The organism is Yinghuangia aomiensis (genome assembly GCF_039542225.1).
Taxonomy (GTDB): Bacteria; Actinomycetota; Actinomycetes; order Streptomycetales; family Streptomycetaceae; genus Yinghuangia; species Yinghuangia aomiensis.
Genome location: NZ_BAABHS010000004.1, coordinates 82,878 through 100,565 on the forward strand (window position 1 = coordinate 82,878; position 17,688 = coordinate 100,565).

Annotated in this window: 13 protein-coding genes; 4 read left to right on the plus strand and 9 right to left on the minus strand. The window is 72.8% G+C overall.

What is annotated here, in order from left to right:
* Positions 1-382: 382 nt before the first annotated feature.
* Positions 383-607, minus strand: coding sequence for a helix-turn-helix domain-containing protein (locus tag ABEA93_RS06715; RefSeq protein WP_345674371.1), 225 nt, complete (start codon positions 605-607; stop codon positions 383-385).
* Positions 608-926: 319 nt separating this feature from the next.
* Positions 927-2,525 carry a ribosomal protection-like ABC-F family protein gene (abc-f, locus tag ABEA93_RS06720; RefSeq protein ID WP_345674372.1) on the minus strand — a complete coding sequence of 533 codons (1,599 nt, stop codon included), beginning with the start codon at positions 2,523-2,525 and terminating at the stop codon, positions 927-929.
* Between the two features lie 271 nt (positions 2,526-2,796).
* Here abc-f and ypfJ point away from each other — a divergent pair, with 271 nt between their 5' ends.
* The gene (gene ypfJ / locus ABEA93_RS06725; protein ID WP_345674373.1) at positions 2,797-3,726 is read left to right on the plus strand and encodes a KPN_02809 family neutral zinc metallopeptidase; all 930 of its coding nucleotides are present in this window, start codon (positions 2,797-2,799) and stop codon (positions 3,724-3,726) included.
* 56 nt (positions 3,727-3,782) lie between these two features.
* On the opposite strand, the gene ABEA93_RS06730 is transcribed toward ypfJ, so the two are convergent.
* On the minus strand, positions 3,783-4,457 hold the full coding sequence (locus ABEA93_RS06730) for an ATP-binding protein (protein ID WP_345674374.1): 675 nt from the start codon (positions 4,455-4,457) through the stop codon (positions 3,783-3,785).
* A gap of 332 nt (positions 4,458-4,789) precedes the next feature.
* Here ABEA93_RS06730 and ABEA93_RS06735 point away from each other — a divergent pair, with 332 nt between their 5' ends.
* The 3 genes from ABEA93_RS06735 (at position 4,790) to ABEA93_RS06745 (ending at position 9,260) form a co-directional block, all read left to right on the plus strand.
* The gene (locus ABEA93_RS06735; protein ID WP_345674375.1) at positions 4,790-5,065 is read left to right on the plus strand and encodes a DUF6191 domain-containing protein; all 276 of its coding nucleotides are present in this window, start codon (positions 4,790-4,792) and stop codon (positions 5,063-5,065) included.
* A gap of 207 nt (positions 5,066-5,272) precedes the next feature.
* Complete coding sequence (locus ABEA93_RS06740; protein WP_345674376.1) at positions 5,273-8,497, plus strand: hypothetical protein; 3,225 nt, start codon at positions 5,273-5,275, stop codon at positions 8,495-8,497.
* Positions 8,498-8,660: 163 nt separating this feature from the next.
* On the plus strand, positions 8,661-9,260 hold the full coding sequence (locus ABEA93_RS06745; RefSeq protein ID WP_345674377.1) for a DUF2889 domain-containing protein: 600 nt from the start codon (positions 8,661-8,663) through the stop codon (positions 9,258-9,260).
* 119 nt (positions 9,261-9,379) lie between these two features.
* Here ABEA93_RS06745 and ABEA93_RS06750 read toward each other — a convergent pair whose 3' ends face one another.
* The 6 genes from ABEA93_RS06750 to tal all read right to left on the minus strand — a co-directional run bounded on the left by ABEA93_RS06750 (position 9,380) and on the right by tal (position 17,684).
* Positions 9,380-10,828, minus strand: a complete 1,449-nt coding sequence (locus ABEA93_RS06750) for an amidase (protein ID WP_345674378.1) — start codon at positions 10,826-10,828, stop codon at positions 9,380-9,382.
* Between the two features lie 244 nt (positions 10,829-11,072).
* Positions 11,073-11,873 carry a 6-phosphogluconolactonase gene (gene pgl, locus ABEA93_RS06755; protein WP_345674379.1) on the minus strand — a complete coding sequence of 267 codons (801 nt, stop codon included), beginning with the start codon at positions 11,871-11,873 and terminating at the stop codon, positions 11,073-11,075.
* Complete coding sequence (gene opcA / locus ABEA93_RS06760) at positions 11,870-13,141, minus strand: glucose-6-phosphate dehydrogenase assembly protein OpcA (RefSeq protein ID WP_345674380.1); 1,272 nt, start codon at positions 13,139-13,141, stop codon at positions 11,870-11,872. Before opcA ends, pgl begins: the two co-directional genes overlap by 4 nt.
* Positions 13,138-14,703: a glucose-6-phosphate dehydrogenase gene (gene zwf / locus ABEA93_RS06765; RefSeq protein WP_345674381.1), complete on the minus strand. Its 1,566-nt coding sequence runs from the start codon at positions 14,701-14,703 to the stop codon at positions 13,138-13,140. The genes opcA and zwf overlap by 4 nt, the downstream gene beginning before the upstream one ends.
* Positions 14,700-16,379, minus strand: a complete 1,680-nt coding sequence (locus ABEA93_RS06770) for a glucose-6-phosphate isomerase (RefSeq protein WP_345674382.1) — start codon at positions 16,377-16,379, stop codon at positions 14,700-14,702. Before ABEA93_RS06770 ends, zwf begins: the two co-directional genes overlap by 4 nt.
* Before the next feature lie 195 nt (positions 16,380-16,574).
* Positions 16,575-17,684 (minus strand): transaldolase, encoded by a 1,110-nt coding sequence (tal, locus tag ABEA93_RS06775; RefSeq protein WP_345674383.1) that lies wholly within the window; start codon positions 17,682-17,684, stop codon positions 16,575-16,577.
* Positions 17,685-17,688: the final 4 nt, after the last annotated feature.

Consider the following 17,688-nt stretch of genomic DNA (forward strand, 5'->3'; position numbering starts at 1 on the left):
GCTCTGCCTCCACACGTGTGGTGCCTGGTCCGGGCCGGGGGAGGCGGTCCGGGGGCGCCGGTCCGGCCACCCGTCCACAACCGTACGAGGTCGGGCAGCGGCACCTGCGAGGCGGGTACCGACTGGTAACTTACGAGCCGTCGGCCGTGCTGTGCGGTACGGGAATCCCGTACCGCGACACAACAGAACGCCGGGCCGTACCACCGTCGTCGGGCGTACGGCTAGGCGCCGGAACGGGAAGACCGCGCGGAAGTGCAGGTACGCGCGGTCCGGTGCTATGTGGTGCGATGTTGTGCGGTGCGATGGTGCGGTGCGGTCTCGTGCCGGGGTGCCGTGGTGCTGTGGCGCCGATCGGCCCGGGCGGTGCGGGGGTTCGGACGGGTCAGGAAGACGCCGTCCTGGCCTTGCCGCGCGTGGCCCCGCCCCTTCCGCGCAGTGCCACCCCGGATTCGCTCAGCATCCGGTGCACGAAGCCGTAGGAACGGCCCGTCTCCTCCGCGAGTGCGCGGATGCTGGCGCCCGAGTCGTACTTTTTCTTCAGGTCCGCCGCGAGCTTTTCGCGCGCGGCGCCGGTCACCCGGCTGCCCTTCTTCAGAGTCTCGGCCACACGTGCCTCCTCATGGGAAGTGCGCTCTGGGTTCCCATGATCACCCCTGGGACGCGGCAAGGCCAGCGATTCCGCACAGCCCGTCGACCCGGACGGAGCCGCTGTTCAGGCGGTTGGCGGCCAAGATCCACGGTCCGGAACCCCCGCTTCCGCGGGGAATTCCTTGACCGTGTCCGCTGTTACACGGCAAAGCCGCTGGTCACCTATATGGTTCGCGACCTTGCGCAGCGTGGTTGATCGGGCGGTTGGGCGTGCCCGGCGATCAAGCGGAACCCGTGCTTCCCTTTGTGAGAATTTGGTGTGGGAATCCCGGCGCGCGTCAGGCCAGGGCGACGAGATCCGCGTAATCCGCGTTCCACAGGTCCTCGACGCCGTCCGGCAGCAGGATGATCCGCTCCGGCTGCAGCGCCTCGACCGCGCCCTCGTCGTGGGTGACGAGCACGACGGCGCCTTCGTAGGACCGCAGCGCGCCCAGCACCTCTTCGCGGCTCGCCGGGTCGAGGTTGTTGGTCGGCTCGTCGAGCAGCAGGACGTTGGCCGCCGACACCACGAGGGTGGCGAGCGCGAGGCGGGTCTTCTCGCCGCCGGACAGCACGGCCGCGGGCTTGTCGACGTCGTCGCCGGAGAACAGGAACGAGCCGAGCACCTTGCGGACTTCGACGAGGTCCATGTCCGGCGCCGACGAACGCATGTTCTCCAGCACGGTGCGCTCCGGGTCGAGCGTCTCGTGCTCCTGCGCGTAGTAGCCGAGCTTGAGGCCGTGGCCCGGCTCGACGCGGCCGGTGTCGGGCGTCTCGACGCCGGCGAGCAGCCGCAGCAGCGTGGTCTTGCCGGCGCCGTTGAGGCCGAGGATGACGACGCGCGAGCCCTTGTCGATGGCCAGGTCGACGTCGGTGAAGATCTCCAGCGACCCGTACGACTTGGACAGCTCCTGCGCCATCAGCGGCGTCTTGCCGCACGGCGCGGGCTGCGGGAAGCGCAGCTTGGCGACCTTGTCGGACTTGCGCACGGCCTCCAGGCCGGACAGCAGCTTCTCGGCGCGGCGCGCCATGTTCTGCGCGGCGACGGTCTTGGTGGCCTTCGCGCGCATCTTGTCGGCCTGCGACATGAGCGTCGCGGCCTTCTTCTCGGCGTTGTCGCGCTCGCGCTTGCGGCGGCGCTCGTCGGTCTCGCGCTGCTGGAGGTAGGCCTTCCAGCCGACGTTGTAGACGTCGATGGCGGTGCGGTTCGCATCCAGGTGGAAGACCTTGTTGACGCACGCCTCGACGAGGTTCACGTCGTGGCTGATGACGATGAAGCCGCCCTTGTACGTCTTGAGGAAGTCGCGCAACCACACGATCGAGTCGGCGTCGAGGTGGTTCGTCGGCTCGTCGAGGAGCAGCGTGTCGGCGTCCGAGAACAGGATGCGGGCGAGTTCCACGCGGCGGCGCTGGCCGCCGGACAGGGTGCGCAGCGGCTGGGCGAGGATCCGGTCGGGCAGGCCGAGGCTGGCCGCGATGGTCGCGGCTTCCGCCTCGGCGGCGTAGCCGCCCTTGGTGAGGAACTCGGTCTCCAGCCGCGCGTAGCGGCGCATCGCCTTGTCGCGGGCTTCGCCGGTGGCGGACGACATGGTCTGCTCGGCGGCGCGCATGCCGCTGATCGCGGCGTCGAGGCCGCGCGCGGACAGGATGCGGTCGGTGGCCAGCACCTCGAGGTCGCCGGTGCGCGGGTCCTGCGGCAGGTAGCCGACCTCGCCGGAGCGGGTGATCGTGCCGCCGGCCGGCTGGGTCTCCCCGGCGAGGGTCTTGGTGAGGGTGGTCTTGCCGGCGCCGTTGCGCCCGACAAGGCCGATGCGGTCGCCGGCGGCGACCCGGAAGCTGGCGGATTCGATGAGGATGCGGGCGCCCGCGCGCAGTTCGACGCCGGTGGCAGTGATCATCTGGGGGTCGTGACTCCTGGTTGGGCCGAGTGCTGGTCGGCATCCGGGGGGTGGGGGCGGTGGGAAGGCGGCTGGCCTATCCCCGTGGGCACACCCCGCGGTCACGCAGGGGATTGGAAGTCTCGACCATACGCAGCAGTCTAACGGGAGCGTGTCGTCGCCTATTCCCGCGTACCGCGGCGCGAGATGATCACCCGAGTTGCGCCTTTGCGGCGCTTTTTCCAGATTCTCCGGAATTTCCGCATCACGGCTCTTCGGCGGGTGGTCGGCCATGCAGTTCAACGACGACGAGAACCTCGACACCTCGCAGATCGAGGACGGCCGCGGCGCGCGCGGCCAAGGCGGGCGGGGCGGGAGCGTGCTCGGCGGTCTCGGCGGGCCCGGCCTGAAGATCGGCGGCGGCGCGGGGATCCTCGTGCTGGTCGTGGCGCTGATCTTCGGCATCAGCCCGGACCATCTGGGGCTGACCTTCGGCGGCGGCTCGTCGGGCGGCGCGCCCGCCGACAACCGGGCGCTCGCCGACTCGTGCAAGTCCGGGCGGGACGCGAACGCCCGCGACGACTGCCGGATCGTCGCGGTGGTCAACAGTGCCCAGGCGTACTGGCCGACGGCGCTCGCGGCCCGCAACTCCCGCTACACGAATGCCCCGACGCGGTTCTTCACGGGCTCCGTGACCACCGCGTGCGGCGGCGCGACGTCGGCGGTGGGGCCGTTCTACTGCCCGGCCGACAAGAAGGTCTACATCGATCTCGGCTTCTTCTCCGACCTGCGCACCAAGTTCGGCGCCCAGGGCGGCCCGTTCGCGGAGGCGTACGTCATCGCGCACGAGTACGGCCACCACATCCAGAACCTCACCGGCCAGATGGCCAGGGTCGGCAACGACCGGCAGGGCCCGCAGAGCGGTGCGGTGCGGCTCGAACTCCAGGCCGACTGCTACGCCGGCGTGTGGGCGAGGAACGCTACGCGCACGCCCGCGAACGGCGGGCAGCCGCTGATCACGCAGCTGACCGACCGGGACGTCGCCGACGGCCTCGACGCGGCCGCGGCCGTCGGCGACGACCGGATCCAGCAGGAGTTCCAGGGCCGGGTGAACCCCGAGTCGTGGACGCACGGTTCCGCCGCGCAGCGGCAGCAGTGGTTCACCACCGGCTACCGCAGCGGGGACATGGCGGCCTGCGACACGTTCTCCGGACGGATCTGACGCGACGATCCGACGGCGCACGGACGGCCGGCCGGGTGATCCGGGTCACCGCCCGGTCATAACGGGGCGACGGCGACGTCGCACCACACCTCCTTGCCGCCCGGCACCACCCGCGAGCCCCACGCCTCGGCGAGGGTCTCCACCAGGAAAAGCCCCCGCCCGTGCTCCTCGGCCGCGGACACCGGGGTGCGCGGGCGCGGCAGCACCGGGCCCGCGTCGGTGACCGCGATGCGCAGCGCCCGGTCCGCGCGCCGGAGTTCGAGCGTCACGGTGCCCGAGTGCGGCGAGTGCAGCACCGCGTTGGTGACGAGTTCGGAGACGAGCAGCTCCAACGTGTCGAGCGGATCCGCCCCGACGGAGCCGCGGACGCAGCCGCGCAGCGCGTGCCGGGCGCGCGGCACCGCGTCCACCGAGGCGGGCAGGTGCAGGCGCAGCACGACGTCGGGCGACGTACGGCCCCCCGGCACAATCCCGCCGCCGACTCCGGAGGTCGGCGGCGGTGGGGTGGCCGCGGTCGCCGCGGCGAGGCCGGGCTGCTGCTGGACAGGTATGTGCGCGGCGGGACCGGCCGCGCCGTTCGGCGTTTCGGTGTGCGGGTCGGTCGGCAGGTCGACCCGGTGATGCGCGGGGACCGGAACAGGGCCGTGGATCGGTGACGTCGGTGTTGCCGGTGATACCGGTGATGCGGACCTGGACTCCCCGTGCTGCCGCAGTGGTGCGGTCTCGCCCACAACTCCCCCTGAGTCGCCGGATGGTGCGCTGGTCGTGCGGCCGGCAGCGCCGCCCGGCCCGGGTCGGTGGACCCGGATCGCCCGCGCCGGCACGTGTCGGCGGTTTTGTCGACGCGGTGTCGGCGACGATGCCCCTGATAGTGAGATCGACTTGCGGGACGCCGTCGAAACCTGGTTGGCCGGACAAGACCCGGAACGGGGTGCCGCGGCAGGGGCGTACGGCAGCGTCGGGGGGCCGGGGGTGTGCGCCCGGCGCGTTGCGGGAGCGCGGGCGCGTACCGTGGTCGGGTGGGCACGCGTACGGCGGAAGGCGGACCGTGATGTTCGGCGGCATGGGCCTGTTCGAGGAACTCTTCAGCCCGGGTGCCAAGCACCGGGACGACGAGCGGAACCGCCTGACCGTGGCCCGCGACGACGACCAGGAGAACGGCGGCCCCGGGCCGATCGACTTCAAGCGCGGCGTCGTGGTGATACGGGTACCGGCCAAGCCGTCCGCCGCGGCGGACTCCGCGGACGCGGCGGCCGACCCGGACGGCGGCGAAGCCGGGGAGGATGCCGGGGATTCCGCCGGAACGATCACCGGCGGGAGCGGTCCCCCGGGGGTGTGACCAGCGCAACCGCGGCCGGGTCGGGACGCGTACAGACAGCCGGGCGAGGGGCCCGCACGGGAACCAACCGGGGGGCCGCGACGTCCCGCATCCCGGGTGGGGCGTACCGTGCCACCGCCCTGTGCCGATCGCCCGGCGGGCGCTACCGTCGGCACCACAAGGGGCAGAACAGCGGCGAGAGTAGCGTCCGCGACACGGAGGAACCGCATGCAGCCACGGCTCGAGGCGACCTTGGCCGACTTCGTCCCGGCCTTGCGCTTCCTATCGCCCGACCGCGTGAACCGGCATCTCGGCCACCCGGATCTGCCGCCCGCGTGGTGGACCAGCGTGCCCGTGTCCCGTGCCGTCGACGCGATCGGCGCCGCCGAACTGCCGACCCGCCTCGCCGACCTGTCCTATGCGGAACTGCGCCACATGCGGCTCGGCGACCTCCTGCCGGCCGCATGGGTCGCGCGCAACGAGTTCAAGCTGTCCCAGTGGCCGGACGGCGCCCGCACCGACGTGCTGGTGCGCACCCCGGACTGGGCGGACCTGCTGACCGCCACCGTGCAGGAGATCGGCGACTGGACGCAGATCGGCACGTCCACGGTGCGCCCGGTGATCACCCAGCTCTTCGCCGAGGTGCTCGGGCTGCTGCCCGCCGACGAGCGCACCGGAGTGGGGATCCCGGCGGTGCGGACGGAGGACGCCGCCCCGGCACGCGAGAACGCGCGACCGGACGCGCGGGATGAGGCGCCCGCGGCCTTCGCGGCCGAGGCCGCCCCCGACGACGCGGCACACGAGGCCGCGGACGACGAGGACGCCCCGAAGAAGCCGCGCGGCGTGCGGATGGGCAAGCGCGGCGGGGCGCCGGTCGTGGACTTCCTCGTCGACGGCCCGGACCCGTCGGCGCATGCCGACGCGGACACCGAGGACACCGACGAGGGGGCCGCGGACGACGATTCCGGTCTCGAACCGGTCAGCGACCTGCTCGATGCGATCGAAGACGAACTCCGTCCGGTGACCATGCCTCCGCCGCCGACCGGCGACCTGGCCGCGGTGGTGCGCTGGCTCGCCGAAGAGGCCCCCGACGTGCCGCTGATGTCGGAACTGGCGCGCGTCACGCTCGAGACCACCGCGGTCGTCGGTGCGGACTCGGCGCCGCCGGAGGTCCGCGCCGCGCTCCAGGTGCTGATGGGCCTGGTGCCCGAAACGCTGCTGCCGGAGGGGCTGGACTTCTCCGACGACGCGCTGGAGGTGCCCGGGACGGATCTCGAAGATCCGTACGACGCCCCGGAGATGACGGTCATGCTGAGCGCGGCGGCACGTCCCGCGGTGCGGCCCGACCGGGAGGCCGACGACAAGGCCGGCAGCACTTCCGACGCCGCTTCCGACCGCGCTTCGGACCGTGCTTCGGACCGCGCCCGCGACGGCGGTCCGGTCGACGATGTGCCCGGCCCGCAGGACGAGGCCGCGTCCGCAACGCCGTTCCTCGGTGCCGACGACATGACCGTGTTCGCGATGCCGGCCGCCCGGCCGGTCCCCCCGCTTCCGGTCGACGAGGACGACGCGGACGACGAGGACGGGAACGAGGATCCGGCCGCGTGGTCGCCGTCGTCCGACGCTCCCGCGTCCGACGACGCTGCCGCGCAGGCCCCGGCGCCCGCCGCGGAAGCGGACGAGGACGCCGTCCCCGACCCCGTGGACGCGTTCGGCGAGGTGCCGCCCGTCACCCGCGAGGACATGCCCGCCATGCCGCGGCGCGCCCCGGAACCGGCGCCCGCCGACCCGGACGTCGAGGCAGTCGACGCGTTCGGCGAGGTGCCGCCGATGACGCGCGACGACGTACCGATCCTCGGCAAGTCCCGCGTTCCGGCGGCCGCCGCCGAGCCGACCGTGTTCGTGCCCGCCGCCAACGCCGCGGAGGCGCCGGAGTCCTCGGTCCCCGAGGCCGCGCTGCCGACCGCGCCCGTGGCGCGTCCGAAGCTCCGCAAGCGGAAGCCGACCCCGACGGTCGAGGAGGCGGAGGCCGCGGCCGCCGCGGCCGACTCGGCGTCCTACCCGCCGCGGCCCAGTGCCCCGCCGCCGATCCCGCCGATGCCGTCCACGCCGCCGCCCGGCTCCGTGTCGCCGCACGCGGTGCCGCCCCACTCGGTACCGGCGGAGTCCGTGCCGGTCGACGAGGCCGAGACGGTGGACGCCGACCCGGACGACACGAGCGTGCCCGCGCCCGGCAACATCGTCATGGTGCTGGCCGCGTGGTTCGCGGGCCGCGAGCCGCGCTGGCGCACCCTCGCCCGGGACCGCATGTTCACCGATTCGCCGCGCGACCTGGATTCGCTGGCCGCCGAGTTCGGCAAGAGCCCGGCCGAGGTCGAGGCCCTGGAGACCGCGCTGCGGCGGCACCTGGAGGGGCAGCTCGCGCAGCCGGGCGGCGGCAAGGTCCGCGCGCACCTGCGGCAGGTGCAGGACGACTTGGGCCCGGTGGCGACCGTCGCGGAACTCCGCGACGCGGACAGCCGGCACACCGCGACGGTGCCCGGGCTGAACGTCCAGCTGTGGCAGGTCGTGCGGGGTCTGCTCGACCTGCACACCACCGCGGACGGCTGGGTGGTGGCCGGGGCGCCGGGCGAACTCGCGTCGCGTACCTCGGAGATCGTCGGCGGAGCGTGCGAACGCGCCGGGGCGGCCGGGGTGCCGCTGAGCCAGGTCGACGCGCAGCTGCGCGGACTCGGCATCCGCTCGAAGGTGCAGGAACCGTGGATCGCCCGGCTGGACGGCTTCCGGGTCGCCGACGGGGTGGTGCGGCTCTGGCATCCCGCCGAAGCGGCTCCGGCGGCGTCTTCCACGCCCGAACCGGGGTACGACCCGGATGCCGAGGCGACGGTCGAGGTGCCCTCGGCCGCCGAGCCGCCGGCCGCGGCGCACGACGCGTCGCCCGCCGACTCCGCCCGCTGCTTCCGGGACGAACGCGGCCTGTGGTGGTACCGCGTCGACGTCGACACGGCGCTGCTGGACGGCGAGCACCTGCCGCTGCCCGCCGCGTTCGTGACCGCGCTGGGACTGCGGCCGGGCGGCAGCGTCCGCCTGCACCACGCGGCGGGTCCGGCGGCGCTGCGCTGGGAGGACCACCCGTACTGCGTGTCCCTGCGCACCGTCCTGACGGGCATCGGCGCGGAAGCCGGCGACATGGTGTTCATCGGCTCGGTCAGCCAGGGCCGCCTGGAGACCCGCCTCCTCGACGGCGACGGCAAGCTCCGCCTCCCCCGCTGGGCCCGCGCCCTCCGCCACACCGGCGTCGACCCGGTCCCCGACCAGGTCAACCTGCCCGCCCTGCTCGGCGCCCGCCTGGGACTCCCCGAAGGCTGCGACCTGAAGGACGTCCTGAAGCGCCTCCAGGAACGCGGCGACACCGACGTCCTGGAACTCCTGGGCGTAGCCCCGTCCCACTGACGGCGAACGCGGGCGAAGGCCCGGCAGCCACCCGGTCACGGGTCGGCCGCCGGGCCTTCGCCCGCTTCTCCCCCACCCCGCGTGCCGGATAGTTGTATGAGTCAGGCAAAATTCCGCACCGAGACCGCGCCACCCCCCGGGAGGGGCGCAGGAAAGGGGCGACATGGCCGAGCGAGTTCCGCTGCCCGTGCACCGGCGCATGCTGACGTTCGACGCGTTCGAGGAAGGCGACGGCATCCTCGTCACCGCGGCGCTGCGGGACGAGCGGCCGTGGCAGACCGACGCGCGGGCCGTGCTGCACCACATGCAGCTCGACGTACGGGTCCGCAAGGCCGACATGGTGATCGTCGGTGCCACGGCCGACATGCTGAGCTTCCCGCACGTGGAATGCCCGCTGATCGCGCCGAAGTTCGAGGAGCTGGTCGGTCTGCGGATCGGCTCCGGGTTCAACACCAAGCTGCAGGAGAAGTTCCGCGGCGTGTCCGGCTGCTCGCACCTGTTCGAGCTGTCGCGGGCGCTGGGCTCCGCGGTGTTCCAGAGCATGATGTCGAGCAACATGCGGGCGCGGCTGGCGGAGTTCCCCGAGCCCGCCGATCCGCCGGTGATGCCCACGCGCGAGCAGGTCTCGCGGATGGTCGCGCCGATCCGCAACACGTGCCACATCTGGTCCGACGGCGGCGTCGCGGAGTCGAAGATCCTGCACGGGGTGGACTTGAACCATGGCCCGTACCCGGTCCCCGCCCTGGACGCCGGCTCGGCCTGACGCCCCGCACCCGGCAGACGAGCCCGCGAAATCGGCGGCGCCCCGGCGGGTCCGAGGGAACCAGTCTCGGACCCGCCAGGGCGCCTACGGGACGGCTCGGGCCGGTGAGCCGCCCCGGGTCAGAGCGCGGGCCGCCGCCCGGCGGTGTAGGCCCACGGACGCACCGCTTCCAGCGCGGCGCCCACCCGGAACACCATCTCGTCGTCGTACGTCTTGCCGACGATCTGCACGCCCGTCGGCACGCCGTTCGACGCGAAGCCCGACGGCACCGCGAGCACCGGCACGCGGCTGCAGATGTTGAACGGCAGCGTCAGCGCCATGTCCAGGTACCAGTCGAGTTCCACCCCGTCGACGACGACCTTGGTCTCGGTGTAGTCGTCGTCCGCGCGCAGCGCCGGAATCGCCGTGGTCGGGCAGATCATCGCGTCGAAGCGCTCCAGCAGCGCGCCGAGTTCCGCGTAGATCCTGGCCTCGATGTGCAGGCCGTCCAGGAAGCTGAGGTCGCCGCCGGTGGTCTTCTCGACGAACGTGCGGATGTAGTTGTTGACCAGGTCGGGCGACTCCTCGACGGCCTTTGCGGCGTCCGGGCCCATGATGCCGCCGAAGTGCGCGAGGGCGGCCTGGCGGATCATGTCGAGCGTCCAGCCGATCTCGACCTCTTCGACGATCGCGCCCGCGCCGCGCAGCGCGTCCGCGACGGCGCGCGTGTTCGCCTCGACCTCGGGGTCGAGCGGGTAGCCGCCGAGGTTGACGCAGAGCGCGATGCGCAGGCCTTCGGCGCCCGCGGCGCCCTGGAAGGTCTCCGGCAGGTAGAGCTTCGGGCGGAGCGACACGACGTCGCCCGGCCACGGGCCGGCGATGGTGTTCTCCAGGAGCGCGCAGTCGGCGACCGTGCGGGCCATCGGGCCGTCGTGGCAGAAGTGGTCGAGGTTCCACGGCGCGATGGCCGGCACGCGGCCGTACGGCGGCTTGAAGCCGACGATGCCGTTGAACGACGACGGGATGCGGATCGAGCCGCCGATGTCGGATCCGGTGGCCAGCGGCGCGTAGCCGGCCGCCAGTGCGGCGCCCGAGCCGCCGGACGAGCCGCCGCAGGAGTACTCCGGGTTCCACGGGTTGCGCGTGATGCCCCACAGCTTGGACTGGGTGAACGCGGCGGCGCAGAACTCCGGCGTGGTGGTGCGGATGTGGATGATGCCGCCCGCCTCGGCCACCCGCTGCAGCACCGGGTGGGTGAAGTCGGCGATCTCGTCCTTCAGCAGCAGCGAGCCGTCGGTGATCGAGCGGCCTTCCATCGGCTGCTCTTCCTTCGCCGCGACCGGGAGGCCCTCCAGCGGGCGCAGTTCGCCGCCGCCCTTGCCGAGGTAGCGCTGCTCGGACTCGCGGGCCGCGGCGTAGGCCTCGTCTTCGAGGCGCTCGGTGACCGCGTTGACGACCGGCTCGGCCTCGCGGGTCCGGTCCAGGAGGGCGGTCAGAAGTTCGACGGGGGACAGCTCGCGGCTGCGGAACGCGGCCAGGGCGTCGGTGGCCGAGAGGTACGCAAGCTCGGCCGACACGGCAGAGGACACGGTGACTCCTTGCGGGACAGGGGCAGGGTGAAGAGCCCTGGGTGGTGCGCTGCGGGCCGCGGCGCGGACTCCGTCAAGGGCCAGCCTGACTCTGCGCATCACTGTTGTCAACGGTGTTGATGAAAGCAAATGAAGAAGGGTGGTGTCCACTTGGGGACACCACCCTCCTGCATCTTCCGAACTCTTCCGAACCGTTCCGAGCCCGGCGGCCGCGGCGCGGCTGCCGCCGGGCCGACCCCGGCCGCTAAGGCGACGCGATCCGGTTCAGCCCCGGCGGCAGCTGCGCCGCGGCCGCCCGGTCGAGCAGCCACAGCGTGTTGCGCCGGCCGTACGCGCCCGCCGCCGGGACCTGCACGGCACCGCCGCCGCCCAGCCCCAGCCGCACCGCGCCGGCCTTGTCCGCCCCGGCCGCGAGCAGCCACACGTCCCGGGCGGTGCGGATCGCCGGGAACGTCAGCGTCACCCGGGTCGGCGGCGGCTTCGGAGCGCCGCGCACCCCGACCACCGTCCGCTCCGCCTCGTACACCGCGGGCAGCTCCGGGAACAGCGACGCCACGTGCGTGTCCGGGCCGACGCCGAACATCGCCACGTCGAACGACGGCACGTCCACCCCGCCGCGCTCGCCCGGTGTCTCGGCGCGCGCCGCCCGGGCCAGCTCCTCGGCGTACCGGGCGGCCGCGGCCTCCGGGTCGTTGCCGTCCGGGCCGTCGGACGCCGGCATCGGGTGCACGAACGCCGGGTTCAACGGCAGCTTGTCCAGCAGTTCGGCCCGCGCCTGCGTCTCGTTGCGCTCCGGGTCCCCGCTCGGCACGAACCGCTCGTCGCCCCACCACACGTGCACATGCGCCCAGTCGACCGCGTCCCGCGCCGGGGACTCGGCCAGCTCCCGCATGAGCGCGTTGCCGTTGCGCCCGCCGGTCAGCACGACGTGCGCCACCCCGCGGGCCACCTGCGCGTCCACCAGCCGGGTGATCAGCCGGGCAGCCGCGGCCTGGGCCAGCAGGGTGCCGTCCGCGTGCACGATCACCGCGGGCGGCGCGGTCACGACGAGCCTCCGGTGCGCTTGCGCACGGTGCCGGACGACCGCGGCTTCGCGGTCTTCTTCGCCGCCGAGCCCGCCGAACCGGACGAGCCGGACGAGCCGCCGGAGCCGCGCGCCGGGGTGCGCTTGGCGGGCGCCTTCTTCGCCGTCTCCTTCTTGGCGTGCGGCTGCTCGGCCTCGTCGGCCGACGCGCGGTGCGCCGCCGCGATGGCCCTCTCGCCGGCGTCCGCCGCCGCGTCGGACACCATGTCCGCCGAGTCCGCCATCGTCGACGCGCCCGGTGCGGCGATGACCGCGATGGTCTCCGCCTCCTGCGCGTGCGCGGCGGTCGCCGCCGGGGACGCCACCACCGAGCCGCCCGCCGCCTTGGCCTCGGCCGCCGCGTGCGCGAGCGTCGTCGCGTACACGTCGTCCGGGTCGAGGCGGCGCAGCTCCTCGGCGATCAGCTCGGCCGCGTCGCGCCGCTTGAGCGCGACGTGCCGGTCCGGCTGGCCCGGCGTGGTCAGCGTGGCCAGCACGCCGTCCGGCCGGGTCACCGCGATCTCGCCGCTGCCCGTGACGAGCCGCGTCGCGGTGATGCCCGGGCCCGCGGTCACCACGCGCTCGACGGGGACGCCGAGCCGGTCGGACAGCCACAGCGCGAGGAGTTCCGCGCTCGGGTTGCCCGCCTTGGCCTCCACGGCGGCGCCGGTGATCCGGTCGTACCGCTGGTCGAGGGCGGCGGCGAGCAGGCTGCGCCACGTGGTGGTGCGGGTCCACGCCAGGTCGGTGTCGCCCGGGGTGTAGCCGGACGCGCGGATCTCCAGCCAGTCCGGACGCCGCGGCGCGGCCACCGCGTCGGTGATCCGCCGCTGCGCGAGGATGCCCAGCGGGTCCGCGCTCGGCGTCTCGGGCGCCTTGCCCGGCCACCACACCACCACCGGGGCGTCCGGCAGCAGCAGCGGCAGTACGACGGACTCGGCGTGGTCGGCGAGTTCGCCGTGCAGGCGGAGGACGACGGTCTCGCCCGCGCCCTGGTCGCCCACCCGCACCTCGGCGTCCAGGCGCGGGTGGATGTCCGCGCCCGGGCGGCCGATGACCACCAGGATCCGCGACGGGTGTTCGCGGGCCGCCTCGGTGGCGGCCTTCATGGCGTCGTACTGGGTGCTCTCGTCGGTGACGATGACGAGGGTCAGCACCATGCCCAGGGCCGGCGAGCCGATGGCGTGCCGGGCCGAGACCAGCGCGGCGTTGACGGCACTGGACTTCGTGTCGGTCAGGTCGATCATCATGGCCGGCGCCAGCTCCGTCCGTCGCGTGCGAGCATCTCGTCGGCGCTGCGGGGGCCCCACGTGCCGGAGACGTAGGTGTCGGGCTTCCCGTGCTTGTCCCAGAACTGCTCGATCGGGTCGAGGATCTTCCAGGACGCCTCGACTTCCTCCCACCGCGGGAAGAGCGGCGCGTCGCCGAGGAGCACGTCGAGCAGGAGGCGTTCGTACGCCTCCGGGCTCGACTCGGTGAAGGACTCGCCGTAGGCGAAGTCCATGTTCACGTCCCGGACTTCCATCGCCGTGCCGGGCACCTTCGAGCCGAACCGCACCGTCATGCCCTCGTCCGGCTGGACCCGGATGACGAGCGCGTTCTGCCCCAGCTCCTCGGTGGCCGTCTCGTCGAACGGCAGGTGCGGGGCGCGCTGGAACACCACCGCGATCTCGGTGACGCGGCGGCCGAGGCGCTTTCCGGTGCGCAGGTAGAACGGGACGCCCGCCCAGCGGCGGTTCTCGATCTCCAGCTTGATCGCCGCGTACGTGTCGGTACGCGACGATGCCGAGATGCCGTCTTCCTCCAGGTAGCCGCAGACCGGCTCGCCGCCCTGCCAGCCGCCCGTGTACTGCGCGCGGACGGTGTGCTTGGCCAGGTCGTCCGGCACCTTGATGGAGTTGAGCACCTTGAGCTTCTCGGCGACCAGCGACTCCGCCTCGAACGACAGCGGCTCTTCCATCGCGGTGAGTGCGAGGAGCTGCAGCAGGTGGTTCTGGATGACGTCGCGGGCCGCGCCGATGCCGTCGTAGTAGCCCGCGCGGCCGCCGATGCCGATGTCCTCGGCCATGGTGATCTGCACGTGGTCGACGTACGACCGGTTCCACAGCGGCTCGAACATCGTGTTGGCGAAGCGCAGCGCCAGGATGTTCTGGACGGTCTCCTTGCCCAGGTAGTGGTCGATGCGGAACACCGACGTGGGCGGGAAGACGTCGTCGACGATGTTGTTCAGCTCGACCGCCGTCTTCAGGTCGCGCCCGAACGGCTTCTCGATGACCGCGCGGCGCCACGAGTCGGCGTGCGGCGGATCGGCGAGGCCGTGCTTCTTGAGCTGCGCCACCACCAGCGGGAAGAACTTCGGCGGCACGGACAGGTAGAACGCGTGGTTGCCGTGCGTGCCCTGCTTCTCGTCGAGATCCGCGATCGTCCGACGGAGGTGGTCGAACGCCTCGTCGTCGTCGAAGTCGCCCTGCACGAACCGGAAGCCCTCGGAGAGCTGGCGCCACACTTCCTCGCGGAAGGGGGTCCGGGCGTACTGCTTGACCGCGTCGTAGACGACCTGGCCGAAGTCCTCGTCGGCCCAGTCGCGGCGCGCGAAACCGGTGAGCGCGAAGCCCGGCGGCAGCAGGCCGCGGTTGGCCAGGTCGTAGATCGCCGGCATGAGCTTCTTGCGGCTCAGGTCGCCGGTGACGCCGAAGATCACCAGGCCGGACGGCCCGGCGATACGCGGCAGCCGCCGGTCGCCCGGGTCGCGGAGCGGGTTCGCCGGCCACACCGGGGCCGACTTGGGTGCCGACTTCGGCTTGCCCGTCATGCCGCACCCCCGGCCAAGTCCCGGACGTCCGACAGGAGTTCGGCGAGGCCTTCGGCCGCGTCGAGGAGGTGCAGGCGGAGCACGGGCCGGTCGCGGGAGACCAGGGCGCCCAGGTCGCCGAGCGCCTGCGCGCGCTGCAACTGCGCGAAGCTGTACGGCCGTCCGGGCACCGGCAGGTCCGCCGTCACCGCGCTGGTGATCTGCAGGAACGCCCCGGTCTGCGGGCCGCCCTTGTGGAACTGGCCGGTGGAGTGCAGGAAGCGCGGCGCCCAGCCGAACGTCGCCTGCTTGCCGCCCAGCGCCTTCGCCAGCAGCGGCCGCAGTTCGGGAGCCGTGGTGTCGCCGAACCGGTCGAGGTACGCCATCACGGCCAGGTAGCCGTGCTCCGGCACCGCGGCGAGCAGCTTGGTGAGCGCGGCCTCCACGGTGGACGCGTCGCCGAGGAGCGTGCGGCTTCCGTAGACGGCCATCGCGCCGTCGACGAACGCGGGCTCTTCCTCGGGCAGCGAGCCCTCGTCCTCCAGCGTGGTGAGCAGGCGCCCGGTGTTGTCCTTGGACTCCTGGACGTTGGGCTGGTCGAACGGGTCGATGCCGATGACCCGGCCGGCCACCGCGGTCGCGTACTCCCACAGCAGGAACTGCGCGCCGAGCGGGCCGCTGACGGTGATGTCGCAGACGTCGCAGCCGTGCGTGCCGCCGACGACCGCGGCGCGGACCGCGTCGGACCCGGCGTCGGCGAAGCCCGGCGCGTCGGTGCCCTCGACCACGACGGGCAGGATGCCGCGACCCTGCTTGCCGGTGGACTCGGCGATCAGTTGCTCGGCCCAGTCGCCGAACCCGTGGATGCCGGAGCCGACATCGGCGAGCACCAGCTTGTCGCGGCCCGCGACGGCGGCCGCGCCGAGGACGGCACCGAGCAGCAGGCCCGGGTTGTCCTCGTTGCCGGCCAGCGCCGGGGACAGCGCGGCGGCTTCCTCCAGCAGCTTCGCCACGTCGACGCCGGCGAGCGCGCTGGGCACCAGGCCGAACGCGGTCAGCGCCGAGTAGCGGCCACCGACGCTCGGGTCGGCGAGGACGACGGTGTAGCCGGCGTCGCGCGACGCCTTCTCCAGCGGCGAGCCGGGGTCGGTGACCACGACGATCCGCGCGGCGATCTGCTCGGGCGTCAACCCGGCGTCCTGGAAGGCCTGTTCGAAGGCGCGGCGGTGGCTGTCCGTCTCGATGGTGCCGCCGGACTTGCTGGACACCACCACGACGGTGCGGTCGGTGCGGTCGTGCAGGGCGCGGCGCACCTGGTCGGCGTCCGTCGTGTCCACCACGGTGAGGGGCTTGCCGTAGGTGGCGGTGACGACCTCCGGGGCGAGCGACGAGCCGCCCATGCCGGCCAGCACCACGTGGTCGAGGCCGTCGGCCTTGACCCGGGCGCGCAGGTCGGCAAGTTGGGGCAGCAGGGCCCGGGAGGAGGACGGCAGGTCGACCCAGCCCAGGCGGATGGTCGCCTCGGGTTCGGCGTCGGGGCCCCACAGGGTCGGATCCGACGCGGACAGCCGCGCGGGGACCTTGTCGGTGATCGAGGACGCGATGACGTCGTTCACGGCCGCGGCGCGGATCAGGTCACCGTCGACGGTGACTTCCACGCCGCCGGCGGTCACGCTTACGTCGAATGCGTGTTGCACGGGCGGTCAGCCCTCCTGTTGGTCTGCGGAGTCTGCTGAAATCATGCCCTGATTGCGTGGATTTCCTCGGGCGGCGCCGCATCCGAACGAGTGAGCGTCCGAATGCCGCGCCGCACCGGGTACCTCAAGCGCGGGGTGATGAGGGGTCACCCGCGCGGGTGCGTCCCGGCCGGACGGCCGGGACGCACCGGAACGTCACGGCCGGAGCCGGTCCAGCTCGCCCTGCAGCGACTTGAGCAGGTCGTTCCACGAGGCCTCGAACTTCTCGACGCCTTCGTCCTCAAGCTGCTGCACGACCTCGTCGTACGAGATGCCCAGCCCGGCCAGCCCGGCGAGTTCGGCGCGGGACTGGTCGTACGTCCCGTGCACCGCGTCCCCGGCGATCTGCCCGTGGTCGGCGACCGCGTCGAGCGTGGCCTCCGGCATGGTGTTCACGGTGCCGGTGACGACCAGGTCGTCCACGTACAGCGTGTCCTTGTACGCCGGGTCCTTCACACCGGTCGACGCCCACAGCGGCCGCTGCGGGTTGGCACCCGCCTCGGCCAGCGCCTTCCAGCGGTCCGAGCCGAACACCTCTTCGTAAGCCTCGTACGCCAGACGGGCGTTGGCCAGACCGGCCTTCCCGCGCAGCGCCTTGGCCTCGTCCGAGCCGATCTTGTCCAGGCGCGCGTCGATCTCGGTGTCCACGCGGGACACGAAGAACGACGCGACCGACTCGATCGTCGCCAGGTCGATGCCCGCGGCCTTGGCCTTCTCCAGGCCGGTCAGGTACGCGTCCATGACCTCGCGGTACCGCTCCAGCGAGAAGATCAGCGTGACGTTGACGCTGATGCCCTCGCCGATCACCGTGGAGATCGCGGGCAGGCCCGCCTTCGTCGCCGGGATCTTGATGAACAGGTTGCGCCGGTCCACCAGCCACCACAGCTGGCGGGCCTCCGCGACGGTCGGGTCGGTCTGGTGCGCCAGACGCGGGTCGACCTCGATCGACACGCGGCCGTCGACCTTGTCGCTCTTGATGAACACCGGCTTGAGCACGTCGCATGCGTCGCGCACATCCGCGGTGGTGATCATCCGGATGGCCTCGTCGACCGTCACGCCGCGCACCGCGAGGTCGCGGATCTGCGCCGTGTAGTCGTCCTTGCCGGAGATCGCCTTCTGGAAGATCGCCGGGTTGGTGGTGACCCCGACGATCTCCTTCTCGCGGACCAGGTCCTGCAGATTGCCCGAGTCCAGGCGCGCCCGGCTCAGGTCGTCGAGCCAGATCGCCACACCCTCGGCGGAGAGGCGACGGAGGTTGTCCGTCATATCG